This window comes from Agromyces sp. NPDC055658 (genome assembly GCF_053618155.1).
In genome coordinates this window covers 16,073-36,800 of record NZ_JBSHHD010000036.1, presented here as the reverse complement: position 1 = coordinate 36,800, position 20,728 = coordinate 16,073, and the positions used below count along the sequence as shown (strand labels likewise).

Below are 20,728 nucleotides of genomic sequence, written 5' to 3'. Positions count from 1 at the left end.
GGGGCGCGCGCCCCCCGGCCCCCCCCGCCCCCCGACGCCGGGGCGCCGAAACTGACGTGGGGGGGTGGGGGGCGGGGGCGCGCCACCTCTGCCGGGGGGGGGCGGGCCGGGCCCCGCCGCGGACCAGACCCCGGCAGACCAGGCCAGAAGGAACGACATGACCCGCACCAAGCTCTCCACCTCGCTCGACGGCTACGAGGTGTGGTTCCTCACCGGCAGCCAGCACCTCTACGGGCCCGAGACGCTCGCGCAGGTCGCCGAGCAGTCCCGCGCGATCGCCGCGCAGCTCGACGAGGCGTCCGACGTGCCGGTGCGGGTCGTCTGGAAGCCCGTGCTCACCGACTCGGCCGCGATCAAGCGCACCGCGCTCGAGGCGAACGCCGACGATCGCGTGATCGGGCTCGTGGCCTGGATGCACACGTTCAGCCCCGCCAAGATGTGGATCGCCGGCCTCGACGCCCTGCGCAAGCCGCTCGCCCACCTGCACACGCAGGCGAACGTCGAACTGCCGTGGGCCGACATCGACTTCGACTTCATGAACCTCAACCAGGCGGCGCACGGCGACCGCGAGTTCGGGTACATCCAGACGAGGCTCGGCGTGCCGCGCAAGACGATCGTCGGGCACGCCTCCGACCCGGCCGTGCAGCGCGAGCTGGGCACGTGGCAGCGCGCCGCCGCCGGCCTCGCCGCGAGCCGCGACCTGAAGCTCGCCCGGTTCGGCGACAACATGCGCTACGTCGCCGTCACCGAGGGCGACAAGACCGAGGCCGAGCTGCGGCTCGGCGTGCAGGTCAACACGTGGGGCGTCAACGAGCTCGCCGCGGCGGTCGCCGCGGCGACCGAGGCCGACGTCGACGCGCTCGTCGCCGAGTACGAGGAGCTCTACGACGTCGCGCCCGAACTGCGCCGCGGCGGTGACCGCCACGCGTCGCTGCGCGACGGAGCGGCCATCGAGCTGGGCCTGCGCTCGTTCCTCGAGGAGGGCGGCTTCGGCGCCTTCACGACGAGCTTCGAGGACCTCGGCGAGCTGAAGCAGCTTCCCGGCCTCGCGGTGCAGCGCCTCATGGCCGAGGGCTACGGCTTCGGCGCCGAGGGCGACTGGAAGACCGCAGTGCTCGTGCGCATCGCGAACGTCATGGGCGCAGGTCTCCAGGGCGGTGCGAGCCTCATGGAGGACTACACCTACGACCTCACGCCGGGTGATGAACTCATCCTCGGCGCGCACATGCTCGAGGTCTCGCCGTCGCTCACGACCGCGCGGCCCACGCTCGAGGTGCACCCGCTCGGCATCGGCGGCAAGGACGACCCCGTGCGACTCGTCTTCACCGCCGACCCCGGTCCCGCCGTCGTCGTCGCCCTCACCGACCTGCGCGACCGCTTCCGGCTCACGGCCAACGTCGTCGAGAACGTCGCCCCGCGCGAGGCGCTGCCGAAGCTCCCCGTCGGCCGGGCCGTGTGGAAGCCCGCGCCCGACTTCGCGACGAGCGCCGGCGCCTGGCTCGTCGCGGGCGCCGCGCACCATACCGTCATGTCGAACGCGGTCGGCATCGAGGCCTTCCGCGACTTCGCCGAGATGGCCGAGCTCGAGCTGCTCGTGATCGACGAGCAGACCACGCGGGAGGGGTTCGCCCACCAGGTGCGCTGGAACCAGGCGTACTACCGCCTGGCGCAGGGGCTCTGAGATGACGGATGCCTCGCGGCCGGCGCTCGCGGCCACGACGGTGCCCCGATCGGGGCGGCAGTTCGGGATCGCCGCGCACGGGTACGCCGCAGAGATCGCGAGCGTCGGCGCGAGCCTGCGCACGCTGCGCTTCGACGGCCGCGACCTCGTCGTGCCGTTCGACGCCGACGAGGTGCGGCCCGGCTACCGGGGAGCGACGCTCGCACCCTGGCCGAACCGCATCGTCGACGGGCGGTACGCGTTCGCCGGCGACGAGCTCCAGCTGCCGCTGACCGAGCCCGCCCGCGGGCAGGCCCTGCACGGACTCGCCGCCTGGCTCGACTTCGCGCCGCGCGTCGTCGAGCACGATCGGGTCGTGCTCGCCGCGGTCATCGAGCCGCAGGCGGGATACCCGTTCCGCGTCGAGGTGGAGGTCGAGTACCGGGTCGATGCGGCGGGCCTCGGCCAGACCGTCACCGGCCGCAACCTCGGGCCCGACGCGGCGCCGTGGGGCACCGGCCCGCACCCGTACCTCGTCGCGGGACCGGGACGGGTCGACGACTGGACGCTCGAGCTGCCCGCCGCCGAGGTGCTGACGGTGACGCCCGACCGCCTCAGCCCGCTCGCGGTCGAGCCCGCCGAGGTGCAGGGCTTCGACTTCCGTGCTCCGCGGGCCATCGGGCCGACGTTCATCGACCACGCGTTCACGGGGCTCGCGGCATCGCCGGGTGGCGCGATCGACGCGGCGATCGGCGCCGGCGCCGAGGCATCCCCGTACCGGGTCGTGCTCATGGCACCGGGCGGCACCGGCGTCGAGATGGCGTGGGGCGCCGACTGCCCGTGGGTGCAGGTGCACACCGCCGACACGCCCGGTGCCGACGCGACGCACCGCATCGGCCTCGCGGTCGAGCCGATGACCTGCCCGCCCGACGCCTTCAACTCGGGCGTCGACCTCGTCGTGCTCGAGCCCGGCGCCGCCCACGTCGCCGGGTGGCGCATCGCCGCGCTCGGCTGACGGAACGTGACGGCCGGCATCGTCGCCGGCTCCGAGAGGTGCGAGGATGAGCGCCGTGACCAGTGCAGCGCCCCGTGACCACGGACGTCTCGAGTTCCCGCGCGGGTTCGTGATCGGTTCTGCGACCGCGTCGTACCAGATCGAGGGCGCCGCCGACGAGGACGGCCGCACGCCGTCGATCTGGGACACGTTCAGCCGCACCCCCGGCCGCACCTGGAACGGCGACACCGGCGACGTCGCATGCGACCACTACCACCGGCTCGACGCCGACCTCGACCTCATGGCATCGCTCGGGCTCGAGGCGTACCGGTTCTCGATCTCGTGGTCGCGCCTGCTGCCCGGCGCCGGCGACCGGCCGAACCCGGCCGGCGTCGACTTCTACTCGCGCCTCGTCGACGGGCTGCTCGCCCGGGGCATCCGACCCATCGCGACGCTCTACCACTGGGACCTGCCGCAGGAGCTCGAAGACGCCGGAGGCTGGGTGAACCGCGACACCGCGCTGCGCTTCGCCGACTACGCGGGGCACGCCGTCGAGGCGCTCGGCGACCGGGTGCACACGTGGACCACGCTCAACGAGCCATGGTGCTCGGCCTACCTCGGCTACGGGTCGGGCGCCCACGCGCCGGGTCGCACCGACGGGGCCGCCGCGCTCGCCGCGGTACACCACCTGAACCTCGCGCACGGGCTCGCCGTGCCCGAGATCCGGCGTCGCGCCTCGAACGACCCCGACGTGTCGGTGACCCTGAACTTCCACGTGATCCGGGGCGGCGACGCCGAGGCGACCCGTCGCATCGACGCCCTCGCCAACCGCGCCTTCACGAGCCCGATGCTGCTCGGCCGGTACGACGACGACCTCGTCGCCGACACCGCCGGGGTCACCGACTGGTCGTTCGTGCGCGACGGCGACCTCGCGCTCGTGCACCAGCCGCTCGACGTGCTCGGCGTCAACTACTACTCGACCGTCACCGTCGCGATGTGGGACGGCGAGGGTGAGCGCAGCCGCAACGACGGGCACAAGGACGTCGGCGGCACGCCGTGGCCCGGCAGCGAGCACGTCGCGTTCCTGCCCCAGGCCGGCCCGTACACCGACATGGGGTGGAACATCGCGCCCGACGGTCTCGAAGACCTGCTGGTGTCGCTCGGCGAGCGGTTCCCGGGGCTGCCGCTCATGATCACCGAGAACGGGGCGGCGTTCGCCGACGTCGTGTCCGACGGGCCAGACGGGCCGCGCGTGCACGACGCCGAGCGCGTCGACTACCTGCAACGGCACTTCGCGGCGGCACGGCGCGCCATGGATCGCGGGGTCGACCTGCGCGGGTACCTCGTCTGGTCGCTGCTCGACAACTTCGAATGGGGCTACGGATACTCGAAGCGGTTCGGCATCGTGCGCGTCGACTACGACACGCAGCAGCGCATCGTGAAGGACAGCGGTCGCTGGCTGGCGGGGCTGCTCGCGTCGCGCTGACGTCGGGGGAGTGCCACTACGCGACGGCCGCAGCCTCGAGCGCGAGCACGGCTTGGCGCGCGGCACCGAGGGCGACGTACTCGCCGGGAGCGGGCACCTCGACCGGAAGGCCGAGGACGGCCGGAGCGATCCGCCGCACGGCCTCCGACTGCGCGCCGCCGCCGATGAGCAGGGCCCGTTCGAGCGGGATGCCGAGGGCGCGCAGGGCATCGAGGCCGGCGCCGAGCCCGCCCAGCATGCCCTCGACGGCGGCTCTCGCGAGGTTCGGACGAGTCGTCGAGGCGAGGGTCATGCCGGTGAGCGACGCGGTCGCGTCGGGCAGGTTCGGAGTGCGCTCGCCCTCGAAGTACGGCAGCATGGTGAGACCGCCCGAGCCGGGCGTCGCTTCGAGGGCGAGCCCCCCGAACTCCTCGTGCGAGACGCCGAGCAGCGACGCGGTCACGTCGAGCACGCGCGCCGCATTCAGGGTCGCGACGAGGGGCAGGAAGTTGCCGGTCGCGTCGGCGAAGCCCGCCACCGTGCCCGAGGCATCGAAGATCGGCTCGCGGCTGATCGCGGACACCGTGCCCGACGTGCCGATGGAGACGATCGCAACACCGGGCTCTGCGCCGAGGCCGAGGGCTGCGCCGGCGTTGTCACCGGCACCGGCACCGACCCGGCGGCCCGACGCATCGGTCGTCGACCCGAACGGCCCGAGCACCCGTGGGAGCACCACGTCGTGGCCGAGCGCCGCGATGAGCAGCTCGCGGTCGTACGCGCCGGTCGCGGGGTTCCAGTAGCCGGTGCCCGAGGCATCCGAACGGTCGGTGACGAGCTCGTCGAGCACCGGGCCGCGTGGCGAGGTCCGAGCCGGACCGAAGCCGCGCAGCCGCCACGTCAGCCAGTCGTGCGGCAGCGCGACCGCGGCGACCCGAGACGCGTTCGCCGGCTCGTGATCGCGCAGCCAGCGCAGCTTCGTGATCGTGAACGAGGCGACCGGCACGAGGCCGGACCGCGTCGCGAGGCGGGCGGCGCCGAACTCGGCGATCAGGTCCTCGGCGGCCCCGGCCGAGCGCACGTCGTTCCAGAGCAGGGCGTCGCGCACGACCTCGCCGGACGCATCGAGGGCGACGAGGCCGTGCTGCTGCCCGCCGATCGACCAGGCCGCGACATCGTCGAGGCCGCCGGCCTCGACGATCGCGGCCTGCATCGCGAGCCACCAGGCCTCGGGGTCGACGGAGGTGCCGTCGGGGTGGGCGGCACGACCCGAGCGCACGACGCTGCCCGTGTCGGCGTCGACGACGACGACCTTGCACGACTGGGTCGACGAGTCGACCCCGAGGACGAGTGGCATGACCGTTCGCCTCGCGAGCTCTAGCGCGCGCCGAGCAGGTGCTCGGTGGCGAGTTGCTGCAGACGCACGAAACCGCCGCCCTTGCCGCCCAGGTAGACGTTCGCGTCGAAGTCCTCGTACGCCGACCGGTCGGCGAGGAAGTCGGCGTAGCTCTCGCCCGGGTTCAGGGTCGGCACCGACAGCTCGTCGACCCGCGCGGCCGCGAGCGCCTCCTGCACCTCGGGGTCGGCGCGGAATGCCGCGGCGCGCTCCTTCAGCAGGAGATACGTGCGCATGTTCGCCGCGGCCGACTCCCACACGCCCTTCTCGTCTTCGGTGCGGCTCGGCTTGTAGTCGAAGTGGCGCGGACCCTCGTAGGCGGGGACGCCGCCGGGGCCGCCGTTCTCGAGCAGGTCGACGAGCGCGAACGCGTTGTGCAGGTCGCCGTGGCCGAACACGAGGTCCTGGTCGTACTTGATGCCGCGCTGGCCGTTGAGGTCGATGTGGAAGAGCTTGCCGTGGTACAGGGCCTGGGCGATGCCGGCGGCGAAGTTGAGGCCGGCCATCTGCTCGTGGCCCACCTCGGGGTTGAGGCCCACGAGCTCGGGACGCGCGAGTGAATCGATGAAGGCGATCGCGTGGCCGAGTGTCGGCAGCAGGATGTCGCCGCGGGGTTCGTTCGGCTTGGGTTCGATCGCGAAGCGGATGTCGTAGCCCTGGTCGACGACGTAGTCGCCGAGCAGGTCGACGGCCTCGCGGTAGCGCTCGAGCGCCTGGCGGATGTCCTTCGCCGAATCGTACTCGGCGCCCTCGCGGCCGCCCCACATGACGAACGTCCTGGCGCCGAGCTCGGCGCCGAGGTCGAGCTGGCGGAACACCTTGCGGAGCGCGTAGCGACGCACGTCGCGGTCGTTGGCGGTGAAGCCGCCGTCCTTGAAGACGGGGGCCGAGAAGAGGTTGGTCGTCACCATCGGAACGATGAGACCGGTGTCGGCGAGTGCGCCCTTGAGCCGGTCGATCTGCGTCTGGCGCTCGGCGTCGCTCGACCCGAACGCGAAGAGGTCGTCGTCGTGGAACGTGAGTCCGTAGGCGCCCAGCTCGGCGAGCTTCTCGACGGCGTGCACGACATCGAGGGGCTCGCGGGTGGGGCCCCCGAACGGGTCGGTGCCGTTGTACCCGACCGTCCAGAGACCGAATGAGAACTTGTCGTCGCGGGTGGGCGCGCTGGCCATGGAGGGTCCGCCTTTCAGCGTCATCGATGATTTGTTGGCAGATACAACATAAACCGCAGGAACAGCGCGCGCAAGACTTTCGCGCCGCAACTTTCGTGATTAGGCTTCGAAAGATGAAGACGGATGCCGCAAGCGAGCGCGTCACCCTCGCCGAGATCGCCGACGAGACCGGCACGAGCCTCTCGACGATCTCGAAGGTGCTGAACGGTCGCACCGATGTCTCGGACGCGACGCGAGAACGCGTCGAGCAGGTGCTGCGCGAACGCGGGTACGTGCGCCGCGGCCCAGCACGCTCCGAATCCCGCCCCGAACTGCTCGAGCTCGTCTTCCACGGCCTCGACCCGATCTGGTCGATGGAACTCATCGGCGGCGTGGAGGCTGTCGCGAAGGAGCACGGCCTGAGTGTCGTGCTGACCGTGAGCGGTGATCGCCATGCACCGGCTCCCGACTGGATCGAGGGCGTCATCCGGCGACGCCCGGTCGGCGTCGTGCTCGTCTTCTCCGAGCTCTCGCCCGAATACCGCGAACGGCTGCGGGCACGGGCCATCTCCTACGTCATCGTCGACCCCGCCGGCGATCCGTCGCCCGACGTGCCGAGCGTCGGCTCGGCGAACTGGTCGGGCGGCCTCGCCGCGACGCGTCACCTGATCGAGCTCGGGCACCGGCGCATCGCCGCCGTCACCGGGCCGGAGGACATGATGTGCTCGCTCGCCAGGCTCGACGGCTACCGCAGCGCGATGAACTCCGCCGGCCTCGCGATCGACCCCGCCTGGGTCGGCTACGGCAACTTCGAGGTGGGCGGGGGCCGAGATCGTGCGCGGGAGTTGCTCGCCCTGCCCGCCGACCGCCGGCCGACCGCGATCTTCGCCGGCAGCGACCTGCAGGCCCTCGGCGCCATCGATGCGGCCCGCGACGCCGGCTTGTCGGTGCCCCGCGACCTCTCGATCGTCGGCTACGACGACATCACCCTCGCGCCGTGGGTGAGCCCACCGCTCACGACCGTGCACCAGCCGCTCCGACGCATGGGCGAGGAGGCCGCGCGGCTCGCGATCCGCCTGAGCGGCGATCAGCCCACGACGACCCCTCGCATGGACCTCGCGACGAACCTCGTCGTGCGCGAGAGCACGGCGCCGCCGGCGGGCTGACGTCGGCCGCCTGTTGCTCGGCGGCACCGGGGCGGGCTCAGCCGCCGTCGCCGGATGCGAAGGGCGCGCCGACGGCCGGCGTGCCCTTCGGGAGGACGAAGGTCCAGCCGGCGGCGAGGCGTTCGGCCACGACGGTCTTCACGGCTGCGAGGGTGCCTGCCCGGTCGCCACGGTCGCCGGTGCCGCCGTCGTGCCCGAGCACGATCTCCCCGGGCTTCATCGCCGCACGCAGGTTCGACGTGAGCGTCGCGACATCCTGCGTCTCCCAGTCGCCGATCGTGTTGACGACGGCGAGCGGCTGCATGCCGAGCTCGACGGCGACCTGTCGCGTGATGCCCCAGCTGCCGTTCGGTGCCCGCCAGTACGGCACCGGCGCGATCGGGTCGCCGAGTGCGTCGCGGATGATCGCGAGGTTCTCCACCAGGTCGGCCCGCACCCGGCCCGCCGGCCACGAGCCCATGTCGGCGTAGCTCGTGGCGTGGTTGCAGAGCACGTGCCCCTCCGCGACGATCCGTCGCAGGATCGCCGCGCCCCCCGGGGCGGTGATCATCTCGCCGATGACGCAGAACACGGCCTGCAGGTCGTGCTCGGCGAGGAAGTCCAGCAGGGCAGGGGTGGTCCGGGGGTCCGGGCCGTCGTCGAACGTGAGTGCGGCGACGTCGCCCGTGCCGTCCGCGAGGTGCACGGGTGCGACGACCGGGTCGATCGCGCCCCCGGGAACGGCATCCGCTTCAGACATCGGCTCGTTCCCCCCGCTCCGCCGCATGGTCCAGCCGGAGCCGGCCGAAGTCGGCCCAGGGCGAGGACCCGGGGATCGGGCCGTCGGCCGAGCCGGAGCCGGCGGGCCCCGCCGGGACGGGCTCGCGGACGACGAAGACGCCGCCGACGACCCCGACGAAGCCACCGCCCTCGCTCGGGCTCAGCGGCGAGAGGTCGACGACGCCGACCGGGGCGGAGGCCGCGTCGTCGTCGGCGCGGTCGCCGCGCTCGAGGCGGGCGACCGCCCCGAACCCGTCGAGGTCGAACACGAGCCCGAGCCGTCCGGGCGGCGCCTCGACGCTCGCGAGCAGCCGGTCGTCGCCGTCGACGTGGAGCACGAGCTCGAGCACCCGGGCCGATCCCGAGCCGGGCACCTCGGTACGCGGACCCGGGTTCATGACACGGACCGCGAAGCGCACGTGACGGCGGTCGGTGAGCCGGAGCGCGAGCCCGGCGACCAGGCCGGCCGACGCGGTATCCGGGATCTCGAGCTCGGTCGAGAGGCGCGCGACCGGCTGCTCGAGCCTGAAGCCGACGAAGGCGTGGGGGACCGGTTCGGCGAGACCGCCGGAGACGGCCTCGAGCCGCAGGTGGCCCGGGCGCTCGCCGAGCCGTGCCCGGCGCATGCCGGGTGCCGTGCGGATCGTGAGCAGCTCGCGATGCAGCGCGGGCCCGTCGAACTCGTCGACGAGCTTCGACGGGCCGGGAGCGGTCGCGTCGGCCCAGGGCACCTCCACCTCGTGGCGGAGGCGGCCCTCGCCCGGTGCGAACACGGGCCAGCCGTCCTCGAAGGCGACGGGCACGAGCCACGTCTCACGACCCTGCAGGGCGTCGGCGCGCGTCATCCCGGTCCCGGCGAGCCGCCGGGTCGCGAGCACCGTGGCCCACCATCCGCCGCGGCCGTCGTCGACGAGGTCGGCGTGCCCGACGTTCGCCACGTCGACGTCACCGCCGAGGTGGCGGTGGGTGAGCAGCGGGTTCGCCTTCGACCCCGTGAACGGGCCGGTCGGTGCGGTGCCGCGGGCCGCGCTGACGGCGTGGTGGTGTTCGGTGCCGCCCTCGCTCGCGAGGAGCAGCACCCCGTCGTCGAGCCGGTGCAGATGCGGGCCCTCCGCCCAGACGGCGCCCTCGACGGCGCCGTGCCAGACGACGTGCTCCTCGCCCACGAGCCTCATCGCGGCGACATCCAGCTCGCGCACCCAGACCTCGGTCTGCTCGGGCCAGTCGCCGGGATCGGCGAGCCGGGTGCCGCACCACCACGCTCGGCCGTCGTCGTCGAAGAGGAGCGACGGGTCGATGCCGTGGGCATCCTCGATCCATGCCGGGTCCGACCACGGGCCCGCCGGGTCCGTCGCGGTCACCACGAAGCTGTCCTGTGCTCCCTCGTCGCCGATGAGCGTGCAGGCCACGAAGAAGCGGCCGTCGTGGTGGCGGATCGTCGGGGCGAACAGGCCGCCCGACGCCGCCACCCTCGACAGGTCGAGCTGCTCCTCGCGGTGCACCGCGTGACCCACGAGCTCCCATTCCACGAGGTCGCGAGAGCGGTGCACCGGCAGCCCGGGGAAGTACTCGAACGTCGAGGTCACCACGTAGAACTCGTCGCCCACGCGGCAGATGCTCGGATCGGGATGGAACCCCGGCAGCACGGGGTTGCGTGCTGCGGTCACGGTGCCTCGGTGCCGATCCGCTCGGCGTTCCAGACGGGGTGCAGCTCGCGGGTGTGGTCGACCACGCGCACCGGGCCGGTGAGCTCGACGGCCGCCGTGAGCGACAGGTCGGCGCTCGAACGGCCGAACCCGAGCACGAGCGCTCCGGGCTCGACGATGCGGAGACCGTCGCGTCCGGTGAACGACGCGAGATCGGCCGGCGCCTCGACCCCCAACCGCACGGATGCCCCGGGCTCGAGCTCGATCCGCTCGAAACCGATGAGCCGTTGCAGCGGTCGCACGACGGAGGCCACCGGGTCGTGCAGGTACAGCTGCACGATCTCGGCCCCAGCCCGGTGCCCCGTGTTCTCGACCGTGAGCGACAGCCGGAATCTGCCGTCGGTCGTCGCCTCGGCCGCCTCGACCACGAGGTCGCTCCAGGCGAACGAGGTGTAGCCGAGACCGTGGCCGAAGGGGTATCTGGCTGTCGGGTCGATGTTCGAGACCTCGCTGCGACGCGCGAGCGTCGAAGCCAGGTACGTCGACGGCTGGGCGCCGGGGCTGGCCGGCACGCTGACCGGGAGTCGCCCGCTCGGGTTCACCCGCCCCGAGAGGATCGCGGCGAGGGCGCGCGTGCCCTCCTCTCCCGGGAAGAACGCCTGCAGGATCCCCCCTGCGCGCTCGGGGGCGGAACCGAGCACGTAGGGACGGCCGGCGAGGAGCGTGAGCACGGTCGGCGTGCCGGTGTCGAGCACCGCCTCGAGCAGGGCGCCCTGCGCGCCCGGCAGGTCGAGGGTCTCCGCATCGCAGCCCTCGCCGCTGGTGCCCCGGCCGAAGAGACCCGCTCGGTCGCCCAGCGCGAGCACGACGACGTCGGCGGATGCCGCGAGGTCGACGGCCGCCGCGATGCCGTCGGTCTCGCCGCCGTCGATCGAGGTTCCCGACGCCAGGGCGATCTCGGCCCCGGGGAACTCCTCGCGCAGCGCCTCGACGAGGGTCGGAAGCTCGATGCCCATCCCGCTCTCGGGGTGGTGCACGCCGACATGGGTCGGGAATCCGTAGCACCCCAGCACCGCGAGCGGGTCGTCGGCGGTCGGCCCGATGACGGCGATCCTGGCCGGGGCGGCGAGCGGCAGCGTGCCGTCGTTGCGGAGCAGCACGATCGCCTGCTCCGCGATGCGGCGCGCGAGTTCGCGGTTCTCGGGGGAATCGAGGTCGACGGAGCCCTTCGCCGCAGCGGCGGCCGGGGGCGCGGCCGGGTCGTCGAGCAGCCCGAGCCCGACCTTCTGCTCGAGCACGCGGAGGAGGGCCCGGTCGATGACCGCCTCGTCGATGCGGCCGTCGGCGACGGCGGCCCTGAGGGGATCGCCGAAGGCTTGGACCGTCGGCAGCTCGACGTCGATGCCCGCCTCGAGCGCGGCCACGGCCGCATCGCCCAGGTCGCCGGATGTGCCGTGCAGTGTCTGGAGGAAGGCCACCGAGAAGTAGTCGGCGACGACGGTCCCCTCGAAGCCCCAGGTGTCGCGCAGCAACCCCGTGAGCAGCTCGTGGTCGGCGGCGGTGGGCACGCCGTCGAGATCGGTGTACGCGTTCATCACCGAGCGCGGCCGGGCCTCGCGCACGACCATCTCGAAGGGCGGCAGCAGGACGTCGGCGAGTTCTCGGCGACCGACCGAGACGGGCGCGAGGTTGCGGCCGGCGCGCGACGCCGAGTACCCGACGAAGTGCTTGAGCGTCGCGACGATCCCGGAGCCTTCGAGCCCGACCACGTACGCGGTGGCGACCCGGCCCACCAGGTACGGATCCTCGCCGATGGTCTCCTCGACCCGGCCCCAGCGGGCGTCGCGGACGACGTCGAGCACGGGCGCCAGTCCCTGATGCACGCCCACCGATCGCATGTCCTCGCCGATTCGACGCGACATCCGCTCGATGAGGCCGGGGTCGAACGTCGCGCCCCACGAGAGGGGCACCGGATACGCGGTCGCGCCGTAGGCGGCGAAGCCGGCCAGGCATTCCTCGTGCACGAGGGCCGGGATGCCGAACCGGCTCGAGTCGACGATTCGCTCCTGCAGTCGTGCGAGCGACTGCGCGCCGACGGCCGCGTCGATCGGCGCGGTGCCGAAGGCGCGGGTGATCTGGCCGAGCCCCTTGGGCAGCAGGACGTCGAGGTCGACGACGCCGCTCATCTCGTGCTGGTGCGGGGCGACGTCGGCGCCGTCTTCGGCCGCGCCGATCCAGATGCCGTAGAGCTGGGCGATCTTCTCCTCGAGGGTGAGTTCGGCGATGAGGGCACCGGCTCGCGCGGCGGCCGGAAGCGACCGATCGCGCCACGGCGGGTCGGTCGTCGCGGCGGGTTGGGTCGTGGCTTCCGTCATCGTGGCTTCCGTCATCGTGGGGTCCGTGGTGGTCATGGCGGTCGTGCTGCGAGTGGTTCCGTCGGTCGCGGTATCCGTGATCGTCGGCTCGGTCATCCCTTCACCGCTCCCGTGAGGCCGCCGACGATGCGGCGCTCGAACACGCTGAAGAAGACGAGGGCGGGGATCATCGACAGCGAGGTGAAGGCGAGCACCTTCGCCGTGTCGACCGAGTACTGCGACGCGAAGGCCTGCACCCCGAGCGGGAGGGTGAACGCGGCCTCGTTGTTCAGGATGAAGAGCGGGAGGATGTAGCCGTTCCAGCTCGCGATGAATGCGAGGATGCCCACCGTGATGACGCCGGGCAGCGCGAGCGGCACGACCATCCGCCAGAAGAAGCCGAGCCGCGAACAGCCGTCGATCGCGGCGGCCTCCTCGATCTCGTCGGGGATGGCCCTGAGGAACGGCACGAGGATGATGATCGTCGTCGGCAGGGCGAAGGCGATCTGCGGCAGGATGATGCCGCCGAGCGAGTTCATGAGGCCGAGGTTGCGCACCATGATGTAGAGCGGCGTGATGGCGACCGTCATCGGGAACATGAGTCCCGCCGCGAACAGCGCGTAGAGCACGCCGCGCGCCCTGAACCGGTAGCGGGCGAGCACGTAGCTCGCCATGAGCCCGAGCGCGACGACGCCGACCGTGGTCACCACGGCCGCGACGGCCGAATTGAGCACCTGGCCCCAGAAGGTGGTGCTGGCCAGCACGTCGGCGTAGTTCGTGAACACCCAGGGCGCAGGCAGCGCCGACGGATCGGCCGTGATCTGCGAGTTCGTGCGGAAGCCGCCGATGATGATGTACGCGAGCGGCGCGAGCATGAGGGCGATCACGACGACGGCGACGACGTAGATGGTGGGGCTCCCCCACGGAAGCCTGCTGGTCTGCCGCGCCTTCGGCGGTCGGGGCAGGGCGATTGACGACGCGGTCATCGTTCCGTCCGTTCGGTGAGGGCTCCGGCCGTGTCGCGGCGGAGCACGAATCGCTGGTAGACGAGGGCGACGACGAGCGAGATGAGGAAGAGCACGACTGCGACGGCGTTGCCGTAGCCGTAGTTGCCGGCGTTGCGGCCGTTCGCGACCATGTAGGTCGCCATCGTCGAGGTGCCCGCGGTCGACGCGACGTACTGGCCCCAGATGATGTACACGAGGTCGAAGAGCTGCAGGGCGCCGATGATCGAGAGGAACGCCCAGATGCGCAGGGTCGGGCCGAGCAGCGGCAGCGTGATGCGGCGCTGGATCTGCCAGTAGGAGGCGCCGTCGATCTGCGCGGCCTCCGTGAGCTCCTGCGGGATGCCCTGCAGGCCGGCGAGGAAGAGGATGACGGCGAAGCCGATGTACTTCCACGTGAGGATGACGAGCAGGGTCCCCATGGCGATCGCGGGGTCGGCGAGCCAGTCCTGGGTGAACGCCCCCAGCCCGACCTTCTCGAGGAGCCCGTTCAGCGCGCCCTGGCTCTGGAGCATGAGGCTCCATCCGGTGCCGACGACCACTTCGGCGATGACGTACGGCGCGAAGATCAGCACGCGGATCGCGGACTGGCCGCGCATCGGGCGGTTCAGGAGCAGCGCGAGCAGGAGGGCGGCGGGGCCCTGGAGCACGAGCGACATCACGACGATGATCGCGTTGTGCGACAGGGCCTCGTGGAACGTGGGGTCCTGGAAGATCGTGACGTAGTTCTGGAGGCCGACGAAGTCGGTGGGCGGGCCGAAGCCCTTCCAGCGGAAGAAGCCGTAGTAGCCGGCCATGACCACGGGGAAGATGACGAACGCGAGGAAGACGAGCAGTGCTGGGCCGACGAGGACGGCGATCTCGATGGCCTTGCGCGGGTCGCGGCGGGGACGACGCCGGTCGCGGGGCGACGTTGCAGCGACCCGGCCGGCGGCCGGAGACGGCGAACCGCCTCCGGCCGTGACGTCGTCCGCCTCGACTCGTCCCGCAACGGGGGAGTTGGTGCGAACGTTCATGATGCGTTCGGCCTCAGCCCTTCTTGATGGCGTCGTCGACCGCATCGACGATGCCCTGGGGCGAGCCCTTGCCGGCGAGCAGGTCGACCACGCCGACGTTCAGCGCGTTGCCGACGTTCTGGCCGAGGAGCGTGTCGAGCCAGACCGAGACGTACGGGGCCTCGTTGACGGCGGCGAGCACCTCCTGCAGGGCGGGGTCGGTCACGACCCCTTGGGCGTCCTTGTTGGCCGGCAGCGTGACGAACGCGTTCGCATAGCCCTCCTGGTACTCCTTCTGCGAAGCGAACTCGAGGAATTCGCCGCATTCCTTCGGTGCGTCGACGTAGCACGAGAAGCCGTCGACGCCGCCCATGAGCGCGCCGGCCTCGCCGTCGCCGCCCTCGACCTCGGGGAACGGGAACCAGCCGAGGTCGGCCAAGGGCTTCTCGTCGGGCGTGAGCGAGGCGATCACGCCAGGATCCCAGGCGCCCATGAGCTCCATCGCGGCCTTGTGGTTGGCGACGAGCCCTGCGGAGGAGCCGGCGCCCTGCTGGGCGGTCGTCGTCAGGAAGCCCGGGTTGAACGGCTCGATGCCGGCGAACTCCTCGAGGTCCTCACCGGCGCGCAGCCAGCACTCGTCGGAGAAGCTGGGGTCGTCGGTGAGGCCGGTGATGACGTCCTGGCCGCACTCGCGGAGTGCGAAGAAGTAGTACCAGTGGGCGGCGGGCCAGGCGTCCTTCGCGCCGAGCGCGATCGGGTCGATGCCGGCGGCCTTCAGCTTGTCGACGGCTTCGCCGAGCTCGTCGAACGTGGTCGGCGTCTCGGTGATGCCGGCCTGGGCGAAGAGGTCCTTGCTGTAGTAGATGCCGCCCGGCAGCACCGACGACGGCACCCCGTAGAGCTTGTCGTCGACCGAGAACGCCGAGAGGGCGCCTTCGCCGAGGGCGGCCTTCGTCTCGTCGGAGAGCGCGGAGCTGAGGTCCTGCGCCTGGCCGGCCTCGACCACGGCTGCGAGCTTGCCGCCGCCGCGCGCCATGAAGATGTCGGGCGCGTCGCCTGAGTTGAGGGCGGTCTGGAGCTTGCCGTCCATGTCCTCGTTCTGGATCGCCTGGATCTCGATCGTCACGCCCGGGTGCTCCTCCTCGAAGGCGGCTGCGGTCGCCTCCCAGTACGCCTTGCCGTCACCGGTGGTGGAGTTGTGCCAGAAGGTCATCGCGGTCTCGCCGCTCTCCTCCCCGCCGCCCGCCGAACAGCCGCTGAGTGCGGCCATCGCGATGCCGCTCGCCGCCGCCAGGGCGATGAGACGAGCCGTGCTGCGTCTGTTCATCCTTGAACAACCTCTCGAAAGTTTCGACACCAATGTCGAAAGTGATCTGGACGCCTTGAATATACGGCTCGGACAATTTCGAGTCAAGGGCAACATATTCGGTGCGTTGCGAGCGGGCGTGTCGACGGCCCCGCCTAGAGTTGTCGCGTGGCAGAGCGCATCGGCACCTTCGACGGCGTGCATCGTCGAAACCTCGCGAAAGTCCTCGGGCTCGTGCACCTCGAGGGACCTCGATCGCGCGCCGCGCTGACCGCCGCGACCGGCCTCAACCGCTCGACGATCGCGGCCCTCGCCGCCGAACTCGCCGAGGCCGGGCTCGTCGAGGAGCGGGCGCCCGACCCGACGAATCGCGTCGGCCGTCCCTCGCCCGTCGTCGCCGCCCACCCCGGCGTCACCGCGATCGCGGTGAACCCCGAGGTCGATGCCGTCACGATCTCGGCCGTCGGACTCGACGGGCGGATCCCCGTACGAGAGCGCAACGAGGTCGATCACCTCGTCTCGCCCGAGGAGGTCGCAGCGATCGTCGCATCGACCGTCGCGCGCTGGCGCGACGGGCCGCTGCGCTCGGCACGCATCGTGGGCGTCGGCCTCGCGGTGCCGGGCCTGGTGCGCGCTGCCGACGGGCTCGTCCGCATGGCACCGCACCTCGAGTGGAACGACGCTCCGCTGCGCGAACTCGTCGAGGCCGCGACCGGGCTGCCCACGGCCGTCGGCAACGACGCGAGCCTCGGCGCCCGCGCCGAGCACCTGTTCGGCGCGGGCCGGGGCATCGATGACCTCGTCTACCTCAACGGCGGCGCGAGCGGCATCGGCGGCGGGCTCGTCGTCGGCGGTGTCGCCGTCGTCGGCGCCGGCGGATACGCGGGCGAGTTCGGGCAGAATCGCCCGGGCATCGCCGCGGACGAGGACCGCCGGGCCGAGGGCGGCGTGCTCGAAGACGAGGTCGCGCGATCGCGACTGCTCGCGGTCGTCGGGCTCGCCGCTGCCGACGAGCCGACGTTGCGGGCCGCGCTCGAGGCAAGCGACTCGCCAGAGGTCGCGGCCGAGCTCGTGAGGCAGCGGCGTATCCTCGCGACGGCCCTGGCGAACGCGGTGAACGTGCTGAACCCCTCACGGGTGATCCTCGGTGGGTTCCTCGCGACCATCGCCGAGAGCGACGCCGATGCGCTCACTGCCGCGGTGCTGGCCCAGGCGATGCCCGCCGCTGCCGAGGGTGTCGAGCTGCGGGTCGCCGCGCTCGGCGAGGATCGGCTCGCGATCGGGGCGGCCGAGCTGGCGTTCGGGCCGCTGCTCGCGGACCCCGAGTCGGCGCTCGACGCCTGAGCCGCGCGGCGCCGGCGCCGTTCGCGTTCGCGTTCGCGCAATTCGTGCGACTCCGCATCGCGAAGTCGCGCGAACGGCCGCTGAACGGCGACGGCCCGGACTCTTCGCGCGACCTCGTCGCAGACGCGCGGTGTGGGTGCGAGGCGTGCGCGCGCGTCAGCCGCGGGTGACGGGTCAGCCCTGGAGCGAGGCCCGCAGCGAGGCGTCCCGGACACTCGTCGCCGCGGTCGGTGCCTGCAGCGCCTCGGTCGGCACGGCGATGGCCGCCGTCGGCACTTGCAGCGCCTCGGTCGGCACTTGCAGCGCCGCGGTCGGCACCTGCAGCGCCTCGGTCGGCACGGCGATGGCCGCCGTCGGCACGACCGCGATCGCGGCGGTGGGCGGAGCGTCGAAGCGCACGGCCGGGGCCCAGCGGCGTTCGGGATGCCTCGTGAGCCGCATGCCGCGCGAGACGACGAGCCAGATCGCGCCGATGAGGGCGGCGACGCCCGCGGCGATCGCGGCGACGCCGAGGCCCCAGCGCGGGCCCCAGCTGTTCGCGACCGCGCCGACGATCGGGGCCCCGATCGGCGTGCCGCCCGAGAGGATCGCGAAGTACAGTGCGAGCACGCGCCCGCGCAGCGCGGGGTCGGTCGTCGTCTGCACGTAGCCGTTGGCGGTCGTCAGCATCGTGACCGCGGCGAAGCCGATGAGCACCGTCGAGGCGGCGAACAGGGCGAAGGTCGGCATCACCGCCGAGATCGCCGCCGCCACGCCGAAGCCGGCGGCCGCGAGGATCACGACGCGCATGCGCGCTCGTTCGCGCCGGGCGGCCAGCAGCGCCCCGGCGAGCGAGCCGATCGCGAGGATCGAGTTGAGTAGGCCGTACTCGCCGGCGCCGCGCCCGAACTCGACGGCCATCGTCGAGGAGAAGATCGGGAAGTTCATGCCGAACGCGCCCACGAGGAACACGATCACGAAGACGACGACGAGGTCGGGTCGGCTCCACACGTAGCGGAAGCCCGCGACGAAGGCGCCGCGCTCGCGGCTGGCCCGCGGCATCCGCTTCAGCTTCTTGCCCTTGAGCATGGCGAGGGCCGCGAGCACCGCGACGAACGTGAGCGCGTTGATGATGAAGACCCAGCCCGAGCCGACGAGCACGATGAGCACGCCCGCGACGGCCGGGCCGATCAGGCGGGCCGTGTTGAACGAGGCCGAGTTGAGGGCCACCGCGTTCGACATGTCGGTGCTCGACACGAGGTCGGTCACGAAGGTCTGGCGGGCGGGGTTGTCGATCGCGTTCACGATGCCGAGCAGGCCCGCGAAGACGTAGAGCTGCCACAGCTGGGCGTGGCCGAAGATGAGCAGGGCGCCGAGTCCGAGGGCGAGCAGCATGAGCGCCGTCTGCGTGCACATGAGGATCTTGCGCCGGTCGAAGCGGTCGGCGATGAGGCCCGTGACCGGCACGAGCAGCAGTTGCGGGGCGAACTGCAGGGCCATGGTGATGCCCACCGCGAACGCGTCGTTGTCGCTGAGTTCGGTGAGCACGACCCAGTTCTGGGCGGTGGCCTGCATCCAGGCGCCGACGTTCGAGACGAGGGCGCCGATGAACCAGATGCGGTAGTTGACGTGGCTGAGGGAGCGGAACATGGCACTCACTGGTCGAGGAGCCTCCCGAGGATCGTGGTGGCGCGGGCGAGGACCTCGCGGTCGTCGGGGCTGAGGGCGGCGTACCGCTTCGCGAGCCACGCATCGCGCCGCTTGCGGGTCTCGCGGACGACCGTGTCGCCGGCGTCGGTCACCTCGACGAGCACCTTGCGGCGGTCGTCGTCGTCGGTGCGGCGGGTGACGTAGCCCGCGTCGACGAGGCAGTTGACGGTGCGGTTCATGCTCGGTGCGGTCACCCGCTCGAGCTCTGCGAGACGGCCGATCGTGAGCGGCCCCTCGCTGTGGATCCACCCGAGCGTCGAGAACTGCGATGCGCTGATCTCGGTGTCGCTGCGCTGCTGTCGCAGGCGCCGCGAGAGGCGCATCACGGCGATGCGGAGTTCGGTCGACTGCTCGGCGAGCGTACGGCGGTCCCGGGTCAGCCGAGAGGATGCCGAGGGGGCGGGCCGCTCGGGCGCGGTCGTCTGCAGGGCATCGGTCATGATGCTTAGTCTAACAAATTAGTGTGGCTAAGCATTTCGCCGCCCGCTGCGGACGCGGGTGCCCGCGGATCACGGGAGCGGCCGGATCGGTGCGAAAAGTACTGAAATCGATTTCGAAAATCGCGCGTCGCGCGTAGGGTGTCGGGGAGATCGAGGAGGATCATGCGCCGTGCCCGAACCCGTCGTCCCGTCCGCGTCGCCGCCGTCGCGGCATCCATCGCCGTCGCGCTCTGCGCGTGCAGCGCGACGGGTGGCGGAGGCGACCCCATGAGCCCCGTCGCGGTCGATCCCGACCCCGACAAGCCCGCCGTGCTGACCGGTGTCACCGGGCTCACCGAGATCGCGAAGCTCACCGGCCCCGATGCGATGAACGACACCGAGTCGGTCGGGGTCGCCGGCACCGACCTCGGCTCGATGGTCAACCTCGGCGACACGACGTACTTCCTCTTCGGCGACACGTTCGGCGAGCGCGATCCGGACGCCTACGGCGGGCAGGGCGGCCTGTGGCGCTCGAACGTGTCGGCGTGGACGACCGACGACGACCCGTCCGACGGCATCGAGTTCGACGCGTGGGCGCCGGTCGACGGGCTCGGCCTCGCGACGGCGATGGTCGAGGGCGAGCACGACGCGAACGACGGCACCGGAGAGGTGACGAAGATCCCGACGTACGGCTTCGCGATCGGCGAAACGCTCTACCTCTCGTACATGTCGGTGAAGTTCTGGGGCGAACCGGGCGCGTGGGACGCGAACTTCGCGGGGCTCGCCACGTCGACCGACGGCGGCGAGACCTGGACCGCGCTCGAGTCGCCGACCTGGCCCGGCGACTCGAACTTCGTGCAGGTGGCCGCGGCGCACGTCGTCGACGACGGCGCCGAGTACGTCTACCTCTGGGGCATCCCCGCCGGACGTTTCGGCGACGTGCAACTGATGCGGGTGCCCGCCACGGTCGAGGCCGTCGAGGATGCCTCGGCGTACGAGTACTTCGCCGGCACCGGCGACGCTCCGGCCTGGAGCGCGGATCCGGCCGAGGCATCCACGGTCGTCGAGGGCACGATCGGCGAGCTCTCGGTGATGTGGTCGGACTACCTCGACCGCTGGCTCATGGGCTACTCGGATGCGGGCAACGCGTACCTGCGCGAGGGCGCGACGCCGTGGGGGCCGTGGGGAGACCCGGTCGAGCTCGTGCCGGGCGACGAGTATCCGGGGTTGTATGCGCCCTACCTGAACCCGCGCTACGTCGGCGACGGCGGGCGCACGGTCTACTTCGCGCTCTCGCTCTGGGGGCCGTACAACGTGTACTGGTTCTCGGCCGAGCTCGAGAAGGCGGAGTGATCGAGACCCGGACGGGCGTCGTCATCGCCC

16 protein-coding genes are annotated in these 20,728 nt (G+C 72.0%); 6 read left to right on the top strand and 10 right to left on the bottom strand.

Annotated elements, in window-relative coordinates:
- Positions 1-157: 157 nt before the first annotated feature.
- Genes araA through ACWGPE_RS15580 form a run of 3 tightly spaced genes read left to right on the top strand, consistent with a single transcriptional unit; the run spans position 158 to position 4,140 of the window.
- Complete coding sequence (gene araA, locus ACWGPE_RS15590; protein WP_452049032.1) at positions 158-1,681, top strand: L-arabinose isomerase; 1,524 nt, start codon at positions 158-160, stop codon at positions 1,679-1,681.
- 1 nt (position 1,682) lies between these two features.
- Entirely contained in the window at positions 1,683-2,675 is a 993-nt protein-coding gene (locus ACWGPE_RS15585) for an aldose 1-epimerase family protein (RefSeq protein WP_452049031.1), read from the top strand.
- Between the two features lie 46 nt (positions 2,676-2,721).
- Positions 2,722-4,140: a GH1 family beta-glucosidase gene (locus ACWGPE_RS15580; RefSeq protein WP_376929877.1), complete on the top strand. Its 1,419-nt coding sequence runs from the start codon at positions 2,722-2,724 to the stop codon at positions 4,138-4,140.
- A gap of 16 nt (positions 4,141-4,156) precedes the next feature.
- Here the strand turns inward: ACWGPE_RS15580 and ACWGPE_RS15575 are convergent, their stop codons facing one another.
- Both ACWGPE_RS15575 and xylA read right to left on the bottom strand, forming a co-directional pair.
- Positions 4,157-5,473 (bottom strand): xylulokinase, encoded by a 1,317-nt coding sequence (locus ACWGPE_RS15575; protein WP_452049030.1) that lies wholly within the window; start codon positions 5,471-5,473, stop codon positions 4,157-4,159.
- A 20-nt stretch (positions 5,474-5,493) separates the two neighbouring features.
- Complete coding sequence (gene xylA, locus ACWGPE_RS15570; protein WP_452049029.1) at positions 5,494-6,684, bottom strand: xylose isomerase; 1,191 nt, start codon at positions 6,682-6,684, stop codon at positions 5,494-5,496.
- A 113-nt stretch (positions 6,685-6,797) separates the two neighbouring features.
- Here xylA and ACWGPE_RS15565 point away from each other — a divergent pair, with 113 nt between their 5' ends.
- Positions 6,798-7,829 (top strand): LacI family DNA-binding transcriptional regulator, encoded by a 1,032-nt coding sequence (locus ACWGPE_RS15565; protein WP_231428983.1) that lies wholly within the window; start codon positions 6,798-6,800, stop codon positions 7,827-7,829.
- 37 nt (positions 7,830-7,866) lie between these two features.
- Here the strand turns inward: ACWGPE_RS15565 and ACWGPE_RS15560 are convergent, their stop codons facing one another.
- From ACWGPE_RS15560 to ACWGPE_RS15535, 6 genes are all read right to left on the bottom strand, one after another.
- On the bottom strand, positions 7,867-8,568 hold the full coding sequence (locus ACWGPE_RS15560; RefSeq protein WP_275506056.1) for a polysaccharide deacetylase family protein: 702 nt from the start codon (positions 8,566-8,568) through the stop codon (positions 7,867-7,869).
- Positions 8,561-10,255, bottom strand: coding sequence for a glycoside hydrolase family 43 protein (locus tag ACWGPE_RS15555; RefSeq protein ID WP_275506057.1), 1,695 nt, complete (start codon positions 10,253-10,255; stop codon positions 8,561-8,563). Before ACWGPE_RS15555 ends, ACWGPE_RS15560 begins: the two co-directional genes overlap by 8 nt.
- A complete protein-coding gene (locus tag ACWGPE_RS15550) occupies positions 10,252-12,609 on the bottom strand; it encodes a beta-xylosidase/alpha-l-arabinosidase (RefSeq protein ID WP_452049028.1) in 2,358 nt (785 codons plus the stop codon). The genes ACWGPE_RS15555 and ACWGPE_RS15550 overlap by 4 nt, the downstream gene beginning before the upstream one ends.
- A gap of 92 nt (positions 12,610-12,701) precedes the next feature.
- Positions 12,702-13,574 carry a carbohydrate ABC transporter permease gene (locus ACWGPE_RS15545; RefSeq protein WP_452049027.1) on the bottom strand — a complete coding sequence of 291 codons (873 nt, stop codon included), beginning with the start codon at positions 13,572-13,574 and terminating at the stop codon, positions 12,702-12,704.
- Positions 13,571-14,608, bottom strand: coding sequence for a carbohydrate ABC transporter permease (locus tag ACWGPE_RS15540; protein ID WP_231428978.1), 1,038 nt, complete (start codon positions 14,606-14,608; stop codon positions 13,571-13,573). The genes ACWGPE_RS15545 and ACWGPE_RS15540 overlap by 4 nt, the downstream gene beginning before the upstream one ends.
- A gap of 13 nt (positions 14,609-14,621) precedes the next feature.
- On the bottom strand, positions 14,622-15,914 hold the full coding sequence (locus tag ACWGPE_RS15535; RefSeq protein ID WP_275506060.1) for an extracellular solute-binding protein: 1,293 nt from the start codon (positions 15,912-15,914) through the stop codon (positions 14,622-14,624).
- Between the two features lie 147 nt (positions 15,915-16,061).
- Here ACWGPE_RS15535 and ACWGPE_RS15530 point away from each other — a divergent pair, with 147 nt between their 5' ends.
- The gene (locus tag ACWGPE_RS15530; protein ID WP_275506061.1) at positions 16,062-17,237 is read left to right on the top strand and encodes an ROK family protein; all 1,176 of its coding nucleotides are present in this window, start codon (positions 16,062-16,064) and stop codon (positions 17,235-17,237) included.
- A 174-nt stretch (positions 17,238-17,411) separates the two neighbouring features.
- Here ACWGPE_RS15530 and ACWGPE_RS15525 read toward each other — a convergent pair whose 3' ends face one another.
- Both ACWGPE_RS15525 and ACWGPE_RS15520 read right to left on the bottom strand, forming a co-directional pair.
- Positions 17,412-18,866 (bottom strand): MFS transporter, encoded by a 1,455-nt coding sequence (locus ACWGPE_RS15525; protein ID WP_231428975.1) that lies wholly within the window; start codon positions 18,864-18,866, stop codon positions 17,412-17,414.
- A 5-nt stretch (positions 18,867-18,871) separates the two neighbouring features.
- Positions 18,872-19,366, bottom strand: a complete 495-nt coding sequence (locus ACWGPE_RS15520) for a MarR family winged helix-turn-helix transcriptional regulator (protein WP_275506062.1) — start codon at positions 19,364-19,366, stop codon at positions 18,872-18,874.
- 162 nt (positions 19,367-19,528) lie between these two features.
- Between ACWGPE_RS15520 and ACWGPE_RS15515 the strand changes: the two genes are divergently transcribed.
- The gene (locus ACWGPE_RS15515) at positions 19,529-20,698 is read left to right on the top strand and encodes a DUF4185 domain-containing protein (RefSeq protein WP_275506063.1); all 1,170 of its coding nucleotides are present in this window, start codon (positions 19,529-19,531) and stop codon (positions 20,696-20,698) included.
- Positions 20,699-20,728 lie beyond the last annotated feature (30 nt).

What these genes read in the sequence shown, in the direction of transcription:
- xylA (WP_452049029.1), bottom strand. Translation starts at nt 6,684, where the DNA reads ATGGCCAGCGCGCCCACCCGCGACGACAAGTTCTCATTCGGTCTCTGG.
- ACWGPE_RS15565 (WP_231428983.1), top strand. Translation starts at nt 6,798, where the DNA reads ATGAAGACGGATGCCGCAAGCGAGCGCGTCACCCTCGCCGAGATCGCC.
- ACWGPE_RS15580 (WP_376929877.1), top strand. Translation starts at nt 2,722, where the DNA reads ATGAGCGCCGTGACCAGTGCAGCGCCCCGTGACCACGGACGTCTCGAG.
- ACWGPE_RS15515 (WP_275506063.1), top strand. Translation starts at nt 19,529, where the DNA reads ATGCGCCGTGCCCGAACCCGTCGTCCCGTCCGCGTCGCCGCCGTCGCG.
- ACWGPE_RS15525 (WP_231428975.1), bottom strand. Translation starts at nt 18,866, where the DNA reads ATGTTCCGCTCCCTCAGCCACGTCAACTACCGCATCTGGTTCATCGGC.
- ACWGPE_RS15560 (WP_275506056.1), bottom strand. Translation starts at nt 8,568, where the DNA reads ATGTCTGAAGCGGATGCCGTTCCCGGGGGCGCGATCGACCCGGTCGTC.
- ACWGPE_RS15545 (WP_452049027.1), bottom strand. Translation starts at nt 13,574, where the DNA reads ATGACCGCGTCGTCAATCGCCCTGCCCCGACCGCCGAAGGCGCGGCAG.
- ACWGPE_RS15535 (WP_275506060.1), bottom strand. Translation starts at nt 15,914, where the DNA reads ATGAACAGACGCAGCACGGCTCGTCTCATCGCCCTGGCGGCGGCGAGC.
- ACWGPE_RS15575 (WP_452049030.1), bottom strand. Translation starts at nt 5,473, where the DNA reads ATGCCACTCGTCCTCGGGGTCGACTCGTCGACCCAGTCGTGCAAGGTC.
- ACWGPE_RS15520 (WP_275506062.1), bottom strand. Translation starts at nt 19,366, where the DNA reads ATGACCGATGCCCTGCAGACGACCGCGCCCGAGCGGCCCGCCCCCTCG.
- ACWGPE_RS15550 (WP_452049028.1), bottom strand. Translation starts at nt 12,609, where the DNA reads ATGACGGAAGCCACGACCCAACCCGCCGCGACGACCGACCCGCCGTGG.
- ACWGPE_RS15585 (WP_452049031.1), top strand. Translation starts at nt 1,683, where the DNA reads ATGACGGATGCCTCGCGGCCGGCGCTCGCGGCCACGACGGTGCCCCGA.
- ACWGPE_RS15540 (WP_231428978.1), bottom strand. Translation starts at nt 14,608, where the DNA reads ATGAACGTTCGCACCAACTCCCCCGTTGCGGGACGAGTCGAGGCGGAC.
- araA (WP_452049032.1), top strand. Translation starts at nt 158, where the DNA reads ATGACCCGCACCAAGCTCTCCACCTCGCTCGACGGCTACGAGGTGTGG.